General features: G+C 29.6%; 13 protein-coding genes. 6 read left to right on the top strand and 7 right to left on the bottom strand.

The features are described 5' to 3' along the window. Window positions 1-73 precede the first annotated feature (73 nt). Window positions 74-760, bottom strand: coding sequence for a tRNA (guanosine(37)-N1)-methyltransferase TrmD (gene trmD, locus B4A23_RS03420; RefSeq protein WP_291116877.1), 687 nt, complete (start codon window positions 758-760; stop codon window positions 74-76). A gap of 43 nt (window positions 761-803) precedes the next feature. Further along, a complete protein-coding gene (locus B4A23_RS03415; RefSeq protein WP_291116874.1) occupies window positions 804-1,262 on the bottom strand; it encodes a hypothetical protein in 459 nt (152 codons plus the stop codon). Window positions 1,263-1,458: 196 nt separating this feature from the next. Here B4A23_RS03415 and hemB point away from each other — a divergent pair, with 196 nt between their 5' ends. Next, window positions 1,459-2,454, top strand: a complete 996-nt coding sequence (gene hemB, locus B4A23_RS03410) for a porphobilinogen synthase (RefSeq protein WP_038334133.1) — start codon at window positions 1,459-1,461, stop codon at window positions 2,452-2,454. Window positions 2,455-2,507: 53 nt separating this feature from the next. Here hemB and B4A23_RS03405 read toward each other — a convergent pair whose 3' ends face one another. After that, the gene (locus B4A23_RS03405; protein WP_291116870.1) at window positions 2,508-2,870 is read right to left on the bottom strand and encodes a hypothetical protein; all 363 of its coding nucleotides are present in this window, start codon (window positions 2,868-2,870) and stop codon (window positions 2,508-2,510) included. Between the two features lie 116 nt (window positions 2,871-2,986). Between B4A23_RS03405 and ffh the strand changes: the two genes are divergently transcribed. Further along, window positions 2,987-4,348: a signal recognition particle protein gene (gene ffh / locus B4A23_RS03400; RefSeq protein WP_038334138.1), complete on the top strand. Its 1,362-nt coding sequence runs from the start codon at window positions 2,987-2,989 to the stop codon at window positions 4,346-4,348. A 386-nt stretch (window positions 4,349-4,734) separates the two neighbouring features. Here ffh and B4A23_RS16535 read toward each other — a convergent pair whose 3' ends face one another. Continuing rightward, window positions 4,735-4,911, bottom strand: coding sequence for an NUDIX domain-containing protein (locus tag B4A23_RS16535; protein WP_414647056.1), 177 nt, complete (start codon window positions 4,909-4,911; stop codon window positions 4,735-4,737). 214 nt (window positions 4,912-5,125) lie between these two features. Here B4A23_RS16535 and B4A23_RS03395 point away from each other — a divergent pair, with 214 nt between their 5' ends. Genes B4A23_RS03395 through B4A23_RS03380 form a run of 4 tightly spaced genes read left to right on the top strand, consistent with a single transcriptional unit; the run spans window position 5,126 to window position 11,948 of the window. Next, a complete protein-coding gene (locus tag B4A23_RS03395; RefSeq protein WP_291116866.1) occupies window positions 5,126-7,825 on the top strand; it encodes a TonB-dependent receptor in 2,700 nt (899 codons plus the stop codon). Between the two features lie 27 nt (window positions 7,826-7,852). Then, window positions 7,853-9,181, top strand: coding sequence for a DUF4876 domain-containing protein (locus B4A23_RS03390; RefSeq protein ID WP_291116863.1), 1,329 nt, complete (start codon window positions 7,853-7,855; stop codon window positions 9,179-9,181). A gap of 12 nt (window positions 9,182-9,193) precedes the next feature. After that, window positions 9,194-10,792 (top strand): DUF6850 family outer membrane beta-barrel protein, encoded by a 1,599-nt coding sequence (locus B4A23_RS03385; protein ID WP_291116860.1) that lies wholly within the window; start codon window positions 9,194-9,196, stop codon window positions 10,790-10,792. Window positions 10,793-10,799: 7 nt separating this feature from the next. Then, entirely contained in the window at window positions 10,800-11,948 is a 1,149-nt protein-coding gene (locus tag B4A23_RS03380; protein WP_291117470.1) for a cytochrome-c peroxidase, read from the top strand. A gap of 59 nt (window positions 11,949-12,007) precedes the next feature. Here the strand turns inward: B4A23_RS03380 and B4A23_RS03375 are convergent, their stop codons facing one another. Genes B4A23_RS03375 through B4A23_RS03365 form a run of 3 tightly spaced genes read right to left on the bottom strand, consistent with a single transcriptional unit; the run spans window position 12,008 to window position 18,131 of the window. Next, window positions 12,008-13,297 (bottom strand): TolC family protein, encoded by a 1,290-nt coding sequence (locus B4A23_RS03375; RefSeq protein WP_291116857.1) that lies wholly within the window; start codon window positions 13,295-13,297, stop codon window positions 12,008-12,010. An 11-nt stretch (window positions 13,298-13,308) separates the two neighbouring features. Continuing rightward, entirely contained in the window at window positions 13,309-15,708 is a 2,400-nt protein-coding gene (locus B4A23_RS03370) for an ABC transporter permease (RefSeq protein WP_291116854.1), read from the bottom strand. A gap of 2 nt (window positions 15,709-15,710) precedes the next feature. Continuing rightward, window positions 15,711-18,131 carry an ABC transporter permease gene (locus tag B4A23_RS03365; RefSeq protein WP_291116851.1) on the bottom strand — a complete coding sequence of 807 codons (2,421 nt, stop codon included), beginning with the start codon at window positions 18,129-18,131 and terminating at the stop codon, window positions 15,711-15,713. Window positions 18,132-18,147 lie beyond the last annotated feature (16 nt).

The following is an 18,147-nucleotide window of genomic DNA, read 5'->3' as shown; positions in this document are numbered from 1 at the left end:
AAATAATATATTGAATTAAGATACAATAAATTATTTATGAAAAAAAGCTTCCTAATTGGAAGCTTTTTTGCGTTTATTTTGATCTTTTTTCTAACAAATCTGGGCGACGTTCTTTTGTACGTTCAATTGCTTTTTCATGCAACCATTCCTCTATTTTAGGAAAGTTACCCGAAAGTAAAACATCCGGAACTTTAAGACCCTTATATTCGGCTGGACGAGTATAAATTGGTGGCGCTAACAAATCATCTTGAAACGAATCTGAAAGGGCAGAAGTCTCATCACCAATTACGCCAGGTAACAATCGAATAATAGAATCAGCCAAAATAATTGCGCCAAATTCTCCTCCCGAAAGCACATAATCGCCAATCGAAATTTCTCTTGTAACATACATATCTCGAATACGTTGATCAATACCTTTGTAATGTCCACAAATCATCATAAGATTTCCTTTCAACGACAAATCATTCGCAATTGTTTGATTCAACGTTTCTCCATCTGGCGTCAAATAAATAATTTCATCATAAGTGCGTTCATCTTTCAATTTCGAAATCATTTTGTCCAAAGGCTCGCACATAATCACCATTCCAGAAGTTCCTCCGTACGGATAATCATCTACATGACGATAACGTCCTTTTCCAAAATCTCTCAAATCGTGAACATGAATTTCAGCTAAACCTTTGTCTTGTGCACGTTTCATAATCGAGGCAGAAAATGGACTAACTAATAATTCGGGTAAAACAGTGATAATATCTATTCGCATGCTGCAAAGATATTTGTTTAGCTACGTTTGCGCAAGTTTAAATCTATTTTTTGAATTTGATTGTTTTAACAGAATTTATAAATTCTTCTTGTGATTTTTCATCTAAATTGTAACCAATAAAATTAAATTTTGAAGTTGAGTTTTTAATAGTATCCATATAAACTGCGATTAATTTATGATGATTTGACTGTATAAGTTTTGCTTTTTGATGATCAATAACAATATAAGAAATCTGATATTCTGATTGTACGATAGAATCAATATTAGTTTTGTGAAGTTTATTGATATACAACTCAGAGATTTTCTTCAATTCTAAATCAGGATTATTATTTAAAATAGTTGTAAAAATACTATCTGCAATTTTAGCATTAATATCAAAATCTCCGCCTGCAAGTCTGCCATAATCATAATCTAAGGTATCATTATTTGATGTAATGATTCCTCCAACTTCAGTATCAATTCCGCCTAATTTCACTTTTTTCCAATCTTTCGGAATTTCCATAGAAAAACTTCTAAATTGAATCGTTTTATAATTGCTTTTATTACAAGATATTAATCCAAATAATATAATGAATGATAAATATTTTAATTGATTATTCAAATGATTGATTTTCTTTTAAAATTAATAAATATAATTGATATTATTCATTAGCCTTATTCAAATGAAATCGAGTAAATTTGTCTAAAATTTTAATCAAATGTTTTTATATAACAGACATAGACGACTACGCAAAAATGAATCAATTCGTAGTATGATTCGCGAAAATCATTTGTCACCAAACGATTTTATTTTACCAATTTTTATGGCTGAAGGAGAAGGTGTGAAAGAAGAAATTGCTGCAATGCCAGGTATTTACCGCCAATCTCTTGACAATACTGTAAAAGAAGTAAAAGAAATTTGGGATTTAGGTATAAAATCAGTTAACATATATTGTAAAGTTAGTGATAACTTAAAAGATAACACAGGTAAAGAGGCTTGGAATCCAAACGGATTAATGCAAAATACAATCAAAGCAATTAAAGATGCTGTTCCAGAAATGATTGTAATGCCTGATGTTGCCTTAGATCCATATTCAATTTATGGTCACGACGGAATCATCAAAAATGGAGAAGTTATTAATGACGAAACTGTTGATGCTTTAGTAAAAATGACGTTGTCTCATGCAGAAGCTGGTGCCGATTTTGTTGCGCCTTCTGATATGATGGATGGTCGAATAGGAGCGATGCGAGCTGCTTTAGAGGAAAACGGTTTTCATAATGTAGGAATTATGACATATGCTGCGAAATATGCATCATCTTTTTATGGACCTTTCCGTACTGCTTTAGATTCTGCACCAGTTGATTCTCAAGAAATTCCGAAAGACAAAAAAACCTATCAAATGGATTACCATAATTCGCAAGAAGCGTTGCGCGAAGCAATTGCAGATGTAGAAGAAGGTGCAGATATTTTGATGGTAAAACCAGGAATGGCTTATTTAGATATTGTGAAACTAGTGAAAGATAATTTACAAGTTCCAGTTTCTGTTTATCAGGTTTCAGGTGAATATGCGATGATAAAAGCTGCTGTAGAAAAAGGTTGGTTAGATAATGATAAAGTTATTTTAGAGTCTTTAACTTGTTTCAAAAGAGCTGGAGCAGACCTGATTTCAACTTACTTTGCAAAAGAAGCTGCGCGATTATTAAATGATCAATAAATTAGTTCAAAATAGAAATAAAAAACCACTTCAAATGAAGTGGTTTTTGTGTTTTAAAGCGAATAATTAATCATTTTCGCTGTAAATTGTTGTTTTTCTAATGTAGATAGAAAATATTTTTGTTCAGCTTCAGCTTGTTCTTTTTTCTGATAATTCTTTTCGTAACCCGTTTGAATTTCTTTTAAAGAATTAATCATTCCATTTTTTAATAAATAATTTTGAAACTTTGTATATCTATCTGCCAGTTTGCCATAGATATCTTTGTTATCGATGCTTGCTTCATAAACATCTGTTACATAAACTTCATTATCTTGTCCATAAGCGATGGAAAAAAAATAATAAGTTTGGTTATTCTTTGTTTGACTGAAAACCACCCCAGTAACAAAGAATAAAAATAGTACTAAACCTTTTTTCATTCAACCAAAATTTGAGTCGGCAATTTAAACATTATTAATCAATTAAAACCCTTGTTGTGTGATTTTATATTATTCGGTATAATTTTTTTATATTTGTGTCCTAAAATTGACTCAAAATGTTTCAAAATCTTCAGGATAAATTAGATAAAGCATTACATACCTTAAAAGGAAAAGGACAAATTACAGAAATTAACGTTGCAGAAACCGTAAAAGAAGTGCGTAGAGCCCTTGTTGATGCCGATGTTAGTTATAAAGTTGCAAAAGATTTTACAAATACAGTAAAAGAAAAAGCTTTAGGTGAAAACGTAATTACATCGCTTAATCCTGGACAATTAATGGTAAAAATTGTTCATGATGAATTAGCAAAATTAATGGGAGGTGAGGTTACTGAACTGAAAGTAGATGATAATCCTACAATTATTTTAATTGCTGGTTTACAAGGTTCTGGTAAAACAACTTTTTCTGGTAAATTAGCTAATTTCCTTAAAACTAAGAAAAACAAAAAAGTATTATTAGTTGCTGGTGATGTTTATCGTCCGGCTGCCATCAATCAATTGCAAGTTTTAGGAGAGCAAATTGGTGTGGATGTTTATGCTGATTTAGAAAACAAGAATCCTGTAGAAATTGCTCAATCAGCGATTGCACAAGCAAAACAAAACGGAAATAATGTAATTATCGTCGATACAGCTGGTCGTTTAGCGATTGACGAACAAATGATGGATGAAATTCGTCGCGTTCACCAAACAGTTAATCCTACCGAAACTTTATTTGTTGTAGATTCTATGACAGGGCAAGATGCGGTGAATACAGCAAAAGCCTTCAATGAAGTATTGAATTATAATGGAGTTGTTTTAACAAAATTAGACGGTGATACACGTGGTGGAGCTGCTTTAACGATTAGAACTGTTGTTGACAAGCCAATCAAATTTATTTCTACTGGAGAGAAAATGGAAGCTTTAGATGTTTTCTATCCAGAACGTATGGCAGATCGTATTTTGGGAATGGGTGACGTTGTTTCGTTAGTAGAGCGTGCTCAAGAACAATTTGACGAAGAAGAAGCAAAACGTTTACAAAAGAAAATTGCAAAAAATAGCTTCGATTTTGATGATTTCTTAAAACAAATTCAACAAATCAAACGTATGGGTAATATGAAAGATTTGGTTGGAATGATTCCTGGTGCAGGAAAAGCGTTGAAAGATGTAGATATTGACGACAATGCTTTTAAAGGTGTTGAAGCGATTATTCACTCAATGACAAAAAAAGAGCGTCAAAATCCAAATATTATCGATAATTCTCGTAAGAAAAGAATTGCAGCTGGTTCAGGAACATCTTTACAAGAAGTGAATCAATTATTGAAACAATTCTCTGAAATGGGAAAAATGATGAAATTTATGAATTCTGCAAATGGTAAAAAGATGATGGAAACAATGTCTAAAAATATGCCAGCAGGTGGATTCCCAGGAATGCCAAAAATGTAATAACAATTATATATAACTAAAAACCTCCAATAATTTGGAGGTTTTTTTATTTCAAACTAAATATAGATTCAATATAATATGAAACAATATATGATAAGCTAGATTATTATTCTTTTTTAATGTTTGCAAATTATAAAAACCAGTTTCACCAAAAGCTTATTGATTATCATAAATAGGTAGATTTTATCATTCAATTTAACATAATATATATTATAACAATATTATTTCTTTGAAATAATATTGTTAATAATCTTTATTATGTTAAGTAAGTATTTAAACAATCTCCTATACAGATATTTTTATAGAATTTAGATATCCTTTCGGAATATCCATATGTTCTAATTCTTCTAGATTAAATAATCCAAAATATGAATGTTCTTTACTTATTATAATTTCATTATACTGAATATTATTTGCATCTTTGAAACTTTAGACTTTATATTTAATTCTTCATAAATTTCACGTTCAAGAGTTTCTTCTGTCAATTCATTTGGTTCTAATCTTCCTCCAGGTAATTCCCATTCATTTCGATTATTCTTAACCAATAAATATTTACCATTTATTCTAATTATTCCTTATATGGAAATTGGAATTAAATATTCTTGATACACTTCTTTTCATCTTTGTATAAATTTAATCATTTTCTATTTAACATAATCTTTGACGTAATAATATTACTTCTTTTGATTAATATTTAATGTTTTATTAAAATATGATTTTTATTCTATTGCTATTTAGATTAATTTAAAATAAATTTGCACCACAATTTTCTTATTGATGAAAAAAGGTTTATTAGCGCTCTCACTATTGGGTACATTTGGTTTTGTAAATGCACAACGAATTATTACCGGAACTGTAACCGACGAAAATGGTAAAAAATTATCTAACGTACAGGTTCAAGATCCACAAAGTAAAAGATGGACACAAACTAATTCTGACGGAATTTTTACAATCGAATTAACGAACGAGAATACTAATTTGTCTTTTTCTCAAAAAGGAAAAGAAACACAAGAAATTGTTGTAGATTCTTCAGAGAATAACGTTTCGATTATTCTTTATAATCAAACTTTACGATTAGAACAGGTTAATATTTTCCCGAAAAAGAAAAAAGAATATTCAGAAATTACGCTTGGTAAAGAAGCGATAGAAAATGTGCAAGCGTTTTCGTTAAACGAAGTTTTGCAACAATTACCAGGACAAGTTACAATGGATTTTAACAACAACGAATTCAAAAATGTTGTTTTTAGAACTGCGATTTCTTCAAATAATTTGGGATTATCAGGAAGTTTGTCGAGTAATACAAATAATGATCGTAAAGATTATTTTCAGAATAAAGCATTTGGGACGTCGATTGTAGTCAATGATATTCCAATTTCGAACAACGAAAATATGCAAGCGTTTACCTCTTTAACTGGTGGTGGTTTCAATGATTTTAACAACCCGAGTTATGGTGTAGATTTGCGTCAAATTACAACGGCTAATATCGATGAAGTCAAGATTATTCAAGGAATTGCTCCTGCAAAATATGGAGATTTAACTTCAGGATTAATCATCATCAATTCTAAAGTTGGTGCAACTCCCCTACGCGCTTCTATTTCGATGTTAGATGCGACGACAGAATATAATATATCAAAAGGTTTCAAGCTTAATGATAGAAATTTCTTGAGTTTGTCGGGTAATTATTTGGCATCTAATGAAGATGTTCGTGATAATTTGAAATCTTATAATCGTATTACGACAAATGCAGCGTGGAAATCATCGAACAAAATCAATACGTTGGTTAATACTTTAGAAGGAAGTTTTGCAATCAATAATGATAAAATAAAATATGATCCAGATGATATTTCGGATCCTAAAATAAAGAATGATAAGTTCTCAATTCGATTATCTAATAATCTGAAATGGAACTTGAAAAAAGATTGGATTGACGCTTTAAATGTTGATGCAAACATAAGTTATGAAAAGCAAAATTCGAAAGAAGAACGTTGGAATAATGTAGCAACTGCTGCAGTTACAACTTCTACGGAAAATGGAATTTCTGATGCGATATTTTTACCAAATCAATATAGGTTTGTCAAAAATGTAGAAGGAATTCCCATGTCTACTTTCTTGAATATAGAAGGTGTAAAAAATTACGAATCTAAAAACAATTGGAACCATACCTTTTCTGTTGGTTTATCTTCTCGATCAAGTTCTAATAAAGGTCGTGGAACATATACAGACGAAAATACAACGCCTAACTATTATACATTAAGCGGTGCAAAAGGAGGTTTGGGTTATCGTGATTATAATTTCAAAAACACCAAAACGCAATGGCAATTGTCTGTTTATGCAGAAGATAGAATTGTGAAGTTTGGCGAAAATGATAATGTTTTCAAATTAGATTTAGGTTTTAGATTTGATAATCAATATGGAAATAACACATTTCAACCGCGTATAAATACCTCTTACGCGTTCAATAAAGTGTTTAGAATTCGTGGTGGATACGGAATTGCTTCTAAAGCACCTTCGTTAAATCAGTTATTTACAGGTGATCGAATTTATGATCGTTTGTTGGGAGACGGAATTTATTATGTCAATAATAAACAATATGGCTGGATTGAAACGTTTCTTTTGGAAGGAAATAATTTAAATTTGAAACCAAGTAGATCTTACAATTCAGAAATAGGTTTTGATGTTAATTTACCTTTCGGATCATTAAATATAACAGGATATTATAATCAATTGAAAGATGGTATTTCAAAAGTTGATCATATTTCAACTTTAGAAGGGTCTAAAATTAGTGTGGACACGTCTACTTCTACTCCAACCTATTCTGTAATTGGAAAAGAAGCTTATCAAGTTAAATATTCAACATTAGAAAATAACTTAGAATCGAAGGATAAAGGTATTGAAATGTTTATGAATTTTAACCAAATCAAATCTCTAAATTTAGATATTTCGGTGAATGGTTCGTACACAAAAACAACAAATAATAAGCCTGTTTATGAATATGAAGCTTCTACAAATGTTTTAGCAAAAGAGAAATATGCTGTCTATTATAATCCAAAATCGAATGATGAAGCTTTAATGTTTGGAACAAATTTTAATTATCATCTAAAAAAAGTTGGATTGATTTTATCTCTTCGTACAGAACATATTTTTATTCAAAATCACGATAAATACAACAATAGAAATCCAATCGGATATTTAGATGAAAATTCTGTTTATCATGCAATTCCTGTTGAAGATCAAGGAAATACAGATTTGTACGGACATTTGATTAAAGCGCCGCAAAAAACATTAGCAGAATTACAAAATTCATTGCATAATTTTCATTTACGTATTTCCAAAGATTTCTTAAATGGATTCAAAGTATCTGTTTATACAACAAATGTTTTAGGCTTAAAACCTACTTATATCAACGATTCTGGAGAAAGAAGAGTCTCTAATATCGCAAAATTTTCATTGGGAGGTAAAATTGAATACACTTTCTAATTCTAAACAATTTCAAAAAAGATTATTATGTTAAAAAAGTATATACTTCTCACTCCTATTTTAGCAAGTTTATTATTTAATTCTTGTTCTGATGATGATTTTGGAAATTCTGCGGTTCAACCTGTTACATTTACTACAAAAGTTACTTTTGATAGCGATTTTGATGCTTCAAAATTACCTGTAAATGCGAAAACAATTCTTAAAAATACGCAAACAGGAATGATATATGAAGCTGTTACTAACAGTAATGGTGAAGCGGTTTTTCCTCAATTAATTCCAGGAACATATTCAGCGAATGTTAGTTTTTCATTGACTCCAGCAGAGTTTGAAACTTTATTTGGATATGATGCAGGAACGGAAGATAATATTGAGTTTAATGGATCTGCGCAAAATGTGAGTGTAAATTCTTCAAATATTTCAATTGCTATCGAGCTAAATTCGGCTAAAATAATTGGTGGTTTAATCTTGAAACAAATCTATTACGGAGGTTCTGATATCAAAGAAGGCGCTTTGTTTAGAGATCAATTTATTGAGATTTATAACAATTCGAATGAAGTAATTTATGCAGATGGTTTAATTTTTGGGCAATTATTTGGTGCTAATACAGTCGAATCTCAATCATATTCTCAAGCAAATGGACAATTAGATTGGTCCAAAGGTGAAGGAAATACAAAAGGTGCTGAAGCGAATACGGGTTATGTTTATGTTTCGAATGCGGTTCGTATTCCAGGAAATGGAACAACTTATCCCGTTCAACCAGGGCAAAGTATTACAATTGCACAAACGGCGATAAATCATAAAGGAAATTATACCGATGCAAATGGTAAAGTGATCGAAATTTTGAAACCAGAGTTGACAGTCGACTTATCAAATGCAGACTTTGAGGTAAATATGACGAGTTATTTAGGTTCTCAATATTCGTATGATATTCAAAATCCTGCTGTTCCCGATTTAGATATTGTGTGGTGGGCAAATGGAAATAAAGATTTATTGTTAGACAATTTAGGTCGTCAAGCTTATATTCTTTTTAGAGCTGATGAAAATGATATAAATGGTTTTGGTAAGGTGAAAAATCCGTCAAATAAAACAACGTATCAATATTTACAATTACCAAATGATTTTATTTTAGATGCTGTAGAAACAACACAAGATATGGGAAGTAAGTTGGTTCCGAAAAAATTACAGAACAAACAAGATGCTGGATATGCTTATTTAACAGGAGGTTCTTATACATCAACATCTATTATTCGTAAAACACAGAAAACCGTAAATGGTCGTATTATTTTGAAGGATACAAATAATTCGATAAACGATTTTGTAAACATCAAAGCTGAACCAAAGATTTTTGCGCAATAGAAATTAAAAAACATGAAATCAATTGATTTAACAACATACGATAACAAATTATTGAAAATTGTTTCTTTTACGTGTTTACTTTTCGGAAGTACATCATTTGCACAAGAAAATGATTCGATAAAAGTAACTTCTAACGAAGCTGAACAAGTTATAAAAGATTTGAATTGGCAATTACCTGTTGCGACACATTCTTTACCGATTAAAGATTATACACATACAGGGATTTATTTCAGTCATAAAAACAATCAATTTGCGCGTAAACAAACAGCAGAAGAAACAAATCGTTATGGTTTTTTGAGCGAAGGTTTGTACACAACTGAAAATGGTTTTAGAATTTTCGGAATGATTGACTTGCAGAAATTCAATGAAAAAAATCTTTCATGGAACCTTTCTGACGAGCGTACAGATGAGCAACAAGTGCTTTCTCCTCAATATTTCTACGTTCCGCGTGCAGCAGATTGGGATAATCAGCAATATTTGATTCGTGGTGGAGTTTCGAAAAATTTTGGCAATTTAACTTTGGCTGCAAAAGCTGAATTGAATGTCAACAAAATGGCGCGTAAATTAGATCCTCGTCCAGAGATTAAAAACAATCAATTAGTTGGAGAAATTCAAGTTGGTTATCAAATTTTTGATGGACATCAGATTTTTGTGTTAGGTTCATATGGTCGAAAAGATAAAGATTATAGTCTAAAGTATAAAGGTAGAAATCAAGATGTAGAAGAAAATTCGAATACCTATTTGCGTTACATGGCTGGTTATGGTCGCGAAATTAATAATCCATTGAGAAATAAAATAGATAACGAAAAAACAATTTATGAATATTTTACACGAAATATCATTTCAAAAATCGGTGGTGGATATCAATTTAGTTCAGACAATACAAGGTTGATTTTAGGTTACAATTACCAAGAAAATCAACAACGAATGTATGATAGCAAAACCAAAGAAGATAAGTTCTTTATCTATGTTTGGGATATCAACGAGCATTTTGCTTATGCGAATTTCATGACAAAATTTGATAACAATACAATCAATGCTCGTTTAGATTTTTCAAGAAAAGATGGCGAAAATTACGATGTTTCTATTGGCGGAATGAATTATCAAAATCGTTTACAAAATCTAAATTTTGATGTTAATTTAGCTAATCGTGAAGCTTCGAAAATGAATTATTTTCTTGGATTCAAAACAAGCTATAATCAGAACAAATATTACGATGCTTTAGCGATTTATGACATGAAAATTAAATCGTTTGATGTTGGTATTTATGGAAATAAAGATTTGATGTTGAAGAATAATTCAAAATTAAATGTTGGTTTAGCTTTTAATTATTATGCATTGTTGGATTCTTATTTTGATTATACAAAAATGACTGGAATCAACGAAGACACTTTCTACAATAATGTTGCAGCTTATGATTATGCGTATAATACAACCAACCATTTTGATGCTTCAACTTCTATTCGTTATATTTTACCGGTAAAAAACAATAAAACAATCGAACTATATACGCAGTTAAAAGGTATATTTGCAACAAATAAGAGCAATTTTACCGAAATCAATACAGATAACACGTATTTAATGAATTTCGGAATTCAATTAAATTATTAGAATGAAGATGAAAAAAATGCTTCCAATCGTTGCATTTGGTGCGACTACTCTATTTTATGCGTTTAATAGTAACAAAATAATCGATCAAGGTTATACAGTTACCGAATTACGTGCATTGTATAGTAGCGGAGATCAGTCAAAATGGCCTAAACCAACTGTGGACGAAAGTGTTTTGAAAGATGGTTTTGAAGATATTGGTACATTAGGCGAAGTTCCTTTTCCTAAAGATAATCCGTATTCTAAAGAGAAAGCTGAGTTAGGAAAATCCTTATTTTTTGATCCTCGTTTATCAAATTCGAATCAAATTTCTTGTGCAAATTGCCACGATCCTGAGTTGAATTGGGGCGATGGTCGTCGTGTGCCTTATGGTGAAGATCGTCAATTGGGAGCGCGTAATTCGCCGAGTTTGATGAATGTTGCTTACTCAAAAGTAATGTTTTGGGATGGTCGTGCAAAAACATTGGAAGAACAAGCTGAATTTCCGATACGTGATAAAAAAGAAATGAATCATCACATTGATTTTGCAACAAAAAGAATTGCTGAAATTAATGGTTACAAAGAATTATTTAAAGCCGCTTTTGGTGACGAAAAAGTAACAAATAATCGTATTACAAAAGCGATTGCAACCTTTGAACGTACAATTTTATCACCAAAAAATAGATTTGATAAATTTATTGCAGGAAAATCGGATGAATTAACTGATCAAGAAATTGAAGGTTTACATCTTTTCCGCACAAAAGCGCGTTGCATCAATTGTCACAATACAGCGTATTTTTCGGATAATAAATTTCATAATATTGGTTTGACATATTATGGTCGAGAATACGAAGATTTAGGTTTATACAATACAACTAAATTGGCTAAAAATGTTGGTGAATTCAAAACACCTTCATTGCGAGAAGTTCCTCAAAATGAACCTTATATGCACAACGGACTTTTTCCTACAATTCGTGGCGTAATCAATATGTACAATGCCGGAATGTTTCATTTTCAACCAAATGAGATACAGAAAAATGATTCTTTATTTCCAAAAACAACAGAGTTAGTACAGAAATTGAATTTAACTGCTTCGGAAATGGATGCGTTAGAAGCTTTTTTGATGAGTTTGAAACAGAATCAATACAAAATGCGTCCACCGCAATTACCAAATAAATAACAAATTATAAATAGAAAAACGACTCAATAAATTGAGTCGTTTTTTTTGTTTTTGGGTGATTAATTAGCTACTAAAATTTTCAATTGATTTTGAATAAATACTTGACTCAAATTATTATTGAGTTCATTGTATTTTGATTGCAATACTTGATTTTTAGACGATTTGTAAACCGAAGCATCAACTTTATCAAACTTATATTTTGTTTCTGTAGTTTCAAAAGATTGTTCAGAAGCTTTTACAATTTCAATTAAAGAATTCGTCAAATCTTCCAATAAATTCATTTTTTTTAATTCAAGATTGACCAAATCATTTAATCGTTTTTCTTCTTTATTTTTTTGCGCTTCATTCAATTGCAATTCAATTTTTTTCAATTCACGTTGTTGCGCTGTATTTCCTCTCGAATAAATTGGAATAGAAAGATTCAATCCAATATATTGGCTTTTGTTGTCTTTTAATTGATTTCCAAATTGAAAATTTGTATCTGCTAAACTCTTAATTTTTTGCGCATAAAAAGTTCCGTATGAATAATTTAAAAATAAACTTGGTACATATTTCCCAAATAACTGCTTATATTCTTCATTGATTTTCTTCGTGTTCAACTCATATTTTTCAATAGATGGATAAGTTGAAAAATTGAATTCATTCTGATTTATTTCATCTAATAAAGGATGTTGTAACTCCATATTTTCTGGTGAAACACTAGTAGTATTCAATAATTGAATCAATTCAGTTTTACTTATAATTTCATCATGTTTAGATTTTTCTAAATCATTTTGTTCTTGAAGAACGATAACTTGAATATCATAAAAGTCACTTTTTGGGCGCTTCCCTTCCTCTACTTCTTTTGAAATTCGAACAAATTGTATCTGAGCATTTTCCATTTGAGATTTCAAAACATTTTGCCATTCTTGCAAAGCCAAAGCCGCCATATATTTTTCTAAAACCAATAAATCATATTGATTTTGAATTGTTTTTAATTCAAGTTTTTCTAATTCGATATCATAGTTTTGAATTGTTGTTTGATTTAATTTAGAAAAATCAAACAAATTAATTTGAGCATTAATTGATAAATTATCTGACTGAATATTAGAAGGTTCTCTTGTATTAGTTGAAGGATCAATTGACGAACCAAAATTATATGCATGCGAAACGGAAGCATCAATAGTTGGTAAAAATTGCGAAGCAAAAGAACGTTTAGTTTCCACTTTCTGATCAATTTTTATCGACTGAATTTTAAAATCAGGTTGATTTTCTCTCCCTAAATTCAAACAATCTTCTAACGTTAGGTTTTGCGCTTTTCCCAAAAATGAGAAAAGCACGACCATTAATAAAAAATATTTAGCATTCATAAAACAGAGAATTATTCGTATTTCAAGTAATTTAAACTATTGATTCGAGTAGCAGAATAAGCTTTTATTAAAACAACAATTAAGGTTAAACTCAATAATAAAATGAATGCAAATACATAAATCCAGATTGAGATATCAATGCGATAAGCAAAGTTTTCTAACCATTTTTGCATCAAAAAATAACTTGGTAAAATTGCAAGTGCAAAACCTATAAATGCGAAATAGATATATTGTTTTGATAAAATTCGTAGTAAAGAAGACGTTTCTGCGCCTAAAACTTTTCGAATGGCGATTTCTTTGTATTTACGTTCGATTGTGTATGAAGAAAGCGCAAACAATCCAAATAATGCGATTGTTATCACAATAACATTCAATATCTTGAACATTTTTTCTTGTTTTGTGTAATTTTCATACGAACGCGCAAACTGTTTGTCAATAAATTCATATTCAAATGGATAATCTTGATCAACTTTAGCTTTCCAAAACTTCTCGATTGCAGCAATTGTTTCAGTTACGTTTTCAGCATTAACTTTAATATAAATTTCACTAAGATTATTTTGCAACCAATCGACTGTATTTACGTTGATAAGCATCATCGGAGAAATTTTATTTTCTGGATTTTCTATATTAAAATCCTTTACAACTCCAATAATATTAAACTTATATTCTTTCCAATCAACTTGATCTCCAATTGATAAATTTCCTAATTCATTCATCGCTGTTTCGTTCAAAATGATGTTATTAACCGTATCTGAAGTAATTTTTGAATCGAAATCTCTTCCATTCTTCAATTTTATTTTCATCATTGATAAGAAATTGTAATCAACTGGAACATTTTGAATTTGAATTCTTTTATCCTGAAATTTCATTGGGGAAGAATTCATTGCATTATTTCCAAACTTAAATGCTGTAGCATTTACATCTTTCACTCCTTTTATCTTCAATAAATCTTGTTTAATTGCTTTATAAAAATCTAAACGTTTTTCACCTAAATCATATCTTCTCAATGTAAGATTTATAATTTGATCACCAGAAAAACCAAGATCTTTTTTACTCATATAATTTACTTGTTCTGTCACTAAACTTCCAGCAACAATAAAAAAAGTAGCAATTGTAAACTGAATAATTAACATCAAATTTCTAATCCAAATTCCATTTTTACTTCTTGAAAAATTCCCTTTCAAAACATTCAATTCTTTAAAATTTGAAACATAAATCGCAGGAAAAATACCAGAAAAAAGAATAACGATTAAAAAAATTAAAACTAGATAAGGAACAAATTCAATGAGATTAATTGATAAGCTTTTATTAATCAATATATTATAACTTGATAATCCTATTTCTACCAATGTAAGTGCTAAAAGAACAGAAAAAAAAGTTGTAATCGCAGTTTCGAACAAAAATTGCCAAATGATATTTTGCTTTGAAGCTCCTAAAACTTTTCGGATTCCAACCTCTTTCGCGCGACGAATAGTTTGTGCTGTCGAAAGATTGATGTAATTGATAATTGAAAGCAATAAAATTAGAATTGACAAACCTAGATTAATTTTCAGGAAATTAAGATTTCCTTTGTCTTCTGGAAATCCTGTAACTTCTGCTTTCAAACGACTATCTGTTATTGGTTGTAAATATCCTTTCGTTAACCCCGATGTTTTAATGTATTCATCGACAGAAATTCCTCTTAATTTAGCATATCTCTGTACAATATTTTCATAATAAATCTTATTAATAGATTTTTCTACAACTTCTTTATCATTAGGATTTTTTAACTTAATCAATAAAGCATAGGTAAAGTTATTCCAATCATCAATATTGAGATTTGGTGAAGAAATTACATATTTAGGTAAAAACCCTGAATTATTTTTCAATTGATAAACACCATAAATAGTTAAAATTTCTCCATTAAGATTTTTGATTTGTTTATTGATAGGATTTTCATTTCCAAAAATTCGTTTTGCTTCTTGCTCTTCAATCGCAACTGCATTTCTATTATTCTTGAATTGTTCTTTATTTCCTTGCACAAAATCAAAAGGAAAAAAATCGAAGAAATTATTCCCTGTGATTGCAATTTTATTTAATAATTCTTTCTTTTGATTAATGATATAAAGTTCTGACAAATAACCAGATTGATAGAACAAAGTTTCTTCAATTTTATCTGATTTTTCTTTTACCAACTCCGCCATTGGACCAGTAGTAGAAGCTATTTGTAAATCAGGTTTTAAAAATGTGATTAATTCAAAAATTCTATCTTTATTAGGATTCCATTGATCATAACTCGTTTCATCTTTCCAATACAAAGTCGAAAAAATAACACCAGCAATTCCAATTGCCAAGCCAAGAATCGTAAGAAATGTAAATCCTTTGTTCTTGATTGTATTTCTAAAATATATTTTAAACCAATTATTAAGCATAATTATTCGTATTTCAAGTAATTTAAACTATTGATTCGAGTAGCAGAATAAGCTTTTATTAAAACAACAATTAAGGTTAAACTCAACAATAAAATAAAAGCAAATACATAAATCCAGATTGAAATATCAATGCGATAAGCAAAGTTTTCTAACCATTTTTGCATCAGAAAATAACTTGGTAAAATTGCAAGTGCAAAACCTATGAATGCGAAATAGATATATTGTTTGGATAAAATTCGTAGTAAAGAAGACGTTTCTGCACCTAAAACTTTTCGAATGGCTATTTCTTTATATTTACGTTCAATTGTGTATGACGAAAGCGCAAACAATCCAAATAATGCGATTGTTATCACAATAACATTCAAGATCTTGAACATCTTTTCTTGTTTTGTGTAATTTTCATACGAACGCGCAAACTGTTTGTCTACAAATTCATATTCGAAAGGATAATCTTGATCAACTTTAGCTTTCCAAAACTTCTCGATATTATCTATGGTCTGTTTTGTATTATCAGTATCTACCTTAACCAAAACATCTTGTAAATTGTACGATAACCAATCAACAACTTTGAAATGGAAAAACATCATTGGTCGTATTTTATTTTGTGGTTCTCCTAGATTGAAATCTTTTGTTACACCAATAAGCTTAAATTTTTGTCCATTCCATTCAAATTCATCATTCAGTTTCAACGTTTCTCCAAAATATTTTTTCGCGGTTTCATTTATTAATACATTCGAAATTGTATCGGACGAAATCATTGGATTCAAATCTCTTCCTTCTTTCAATTGAATTTTCATCATATCCAAAAAACCAAAATCAATTCCCATATTATCTGTCACCAATTGTTTTTCTTTTACTCGAAAACTTGTATTAGACATAGCTCCAAGAGAACCAAACTTGAATGCAGTAGCATTTACAGCTTGTACACCTTTTATTTTTAGTAAATCTTGTTTGAAACTGTTATAAAAATCAAACTTTTTATCAGCTAAATCTTGTCTTTTAAATGGAATACTAATTACTTGATTACCTGAGAAACCTAAATCTTTTTTTGAAATGTAATTCATTTGTTGAATAACAAGAGTTCCAGCTACAATAAAGAATGTAGCAATTGAAAATTGTAAAATCAACATTCCATTTCGTAACCAAATTCCATTTTTACTTCTTGAAAAATTACCTTTTAAAACGTTCAGTTCTTTAAAATTTGAAACATAAATAGCAGGGAAAATTCCAGCAATAACAACTACGATTACAAAAATTACAATCAAATATGGAATAAACGAAGTAATATACAATTCTAAATTTTTGTCAATTAATTGATTATATGTAGGCAAAAAAACTTCAACAAAAGCTAATGCAACAATAAATGACAAAACTGTAGTTATTGTAGTTTCTGTGATAAATTGTAAAACAATATTTCTTTTTGTTGCACCTACAACTTTTCTTATTCCTACTTCTTTCGCTCTTCTAATTGCTTGTGCAGTAGAAAGATTTATATAATTGATAATCGATAAGATCAAGATTAAATAAGATAACCCTAAATTGATTTGTAAGAATAGTTTGTTCCCCATTCCTTCTGGTAATCGAGAAAATTTTGCATTTAATCTTGAGTCGTTTAATGATTGGAACTTTACAGTTACTGGTTCATAAATCTTTACAAATTCTTTTACAGGTATTCCTTCGTTTTTTGCATTTTTTAAAGTATTATTTTCATAAAAAAGTTGTGTTCCTAATTTTTCAACTTCTTCTTTATCAGCAGTATTTTTTAATTTGATAAATAATCCCGAACCATAATTTCCCCATTGATCTTTTGTGTCTTCTAAACGTTTATAGATATTTGAAATAACCATTTTAGGTTGAAAACTAGTATACTTGTTTGTTTTAAAAACTCCATAAATAGGCATTTTTCTACCATCAAAAGTTGTCAAAGTCTTTCCAACAGGATTTTCAGTACCAAAAATTTTAGCTGCTTCTTTTTCTTCTAATGCAACACCATATCTATTTTTTCGAAAATCATCTACACTTCCTTTTACAAACTTGAATGGAATAAAATCAAAAAAATTCTGATCTGTACTAGTAATTCCAGTAACATAAACTTTTTTATTATCTACGTAAAAAGTTTCTTGTCCATACCAACCTTCAAACCAACAATAACTTTCTATCTTATCTGATTTTTCTTTTAAGTAACGAGGCAAAGGTTCAACACTTGTAGGCCAAGTTTCTCCACCTTTTTGAAATACAGTTAATGTTTCAAATACGCGATCAATATTTGGATTCCATTTATCGTAACTCGTTTCATCTTTCCAATATAAAGTCGAAAAAATAACACCAGCAATTCCGATAGCTAAACCAAGAATTGTAAGAAATGTAAACCCTTTGTTCTTGATCGTATTTCTTAAATATATTTTAAACCAATTTTTTAGCATCGATTATATTATTTTT

This window comes from Empedobacter sp. UBA7248 (assembly GCF_002472945.1).
Lineage (GTDB): Bacteria > Bacteroidota > Bacteroidia > Flavobacteriales > Weeksellaceae > Empedobacter > Empedobacter falsenii_C.
Note: the sequence above shows the minus strand (reverse complement) of the source record. Positions and strands in the feature narration are given on the sequence as shown.

What these genes read in the sequence shown, in the direction of transcription:
- B4A23_RS03380 (WP_291117470.1), top strand. Translation starts at nt 10,800, where the DNA reads ATGAAAAAAATGCTTCCAATCGTTGCATTTGGTGCGACTACTCTATTT.
- B4A23_RS03365 (WP_291116851.1), bottom strand. Translation starts at nt 18,131, where the DNA reads ATGCTAAAAAATTGGTTTAAAATATATTTAAGAAATACGATCAAGAAC.
- B4A23_RS03395 (WP_291116866.1), top strand. Translation starts at nt 5,126, where the DNA reads ATGAAAAAAGGTTTATTAGCGCTCTCACTATTGGGTACATTTGGTTTT.
- trmD (WP_291116877.1), bottom strand. Translation starts at nt 760, where the DNA reads ATGCGAATAGATATTATCACTGTTTTACCCGAATTATTAGTTAGTCCA.
- B4A23_RS03370 (WP_291116854.1), bottom strand. Translation starts at nt 15,708, where the DNA reads ATGCTTAATAATTGGTTTAAAATATATTTTAGAAATACAATCAAGAAC.
- B4A23_RS03375 (WP_291116857.1), bottom strand. Translation starts at nt 13,297, where the DNA reads ATGAATGCTAAATATTTTTTATTAATGGTCGTGCTTTTCTCATTTTTG.
- ffh (WP_038334138.1), top strand. Translation starts at nt 2,987, where the DNA reads ATGTTTCAAAATCTTCAGGATAAATTAGATAAAGCATTACATACCTTA.
- B4A23_RS03405 (WP_291116870.1), bottom strand. Translation starts at nt 2,870, where the DNA reads ATGAAAAAAGGTTTAGTACTATTTTTATTCTTTGTTACTGGGGTGGTT.
- B4A23_RS03390 (WP_291116863.1), top strand. Translation starts at nt 7,853, where the DNA reads ATGTTAAAAAAGTATATACTTCTCACTCCTATTTTAGCAAGTTTATTA.
- B4A23_RS03415 (WP_291116874.1), bottom strand. Translation starts at nt 1,262, where the DNA reads ATGGAAATTCCGAAAGATTGGAAAAAAGTGAAATTAGGCGGAATTGAT.
- B4A23_RS03385 (WP_291116860.1), top strand. Translation starts at nt 9,194, where the DNA reads ATGAAATCAATTGATTTAACAACATACGATAACAAATTATTGAAAATT.
- hemB (WP_038334133.1), top strand. Translation starts at nt 1,459, where the DNA reads ATGTTTTTATATAACAGACATAGACGACTACGCAAAAATGAATCAATT.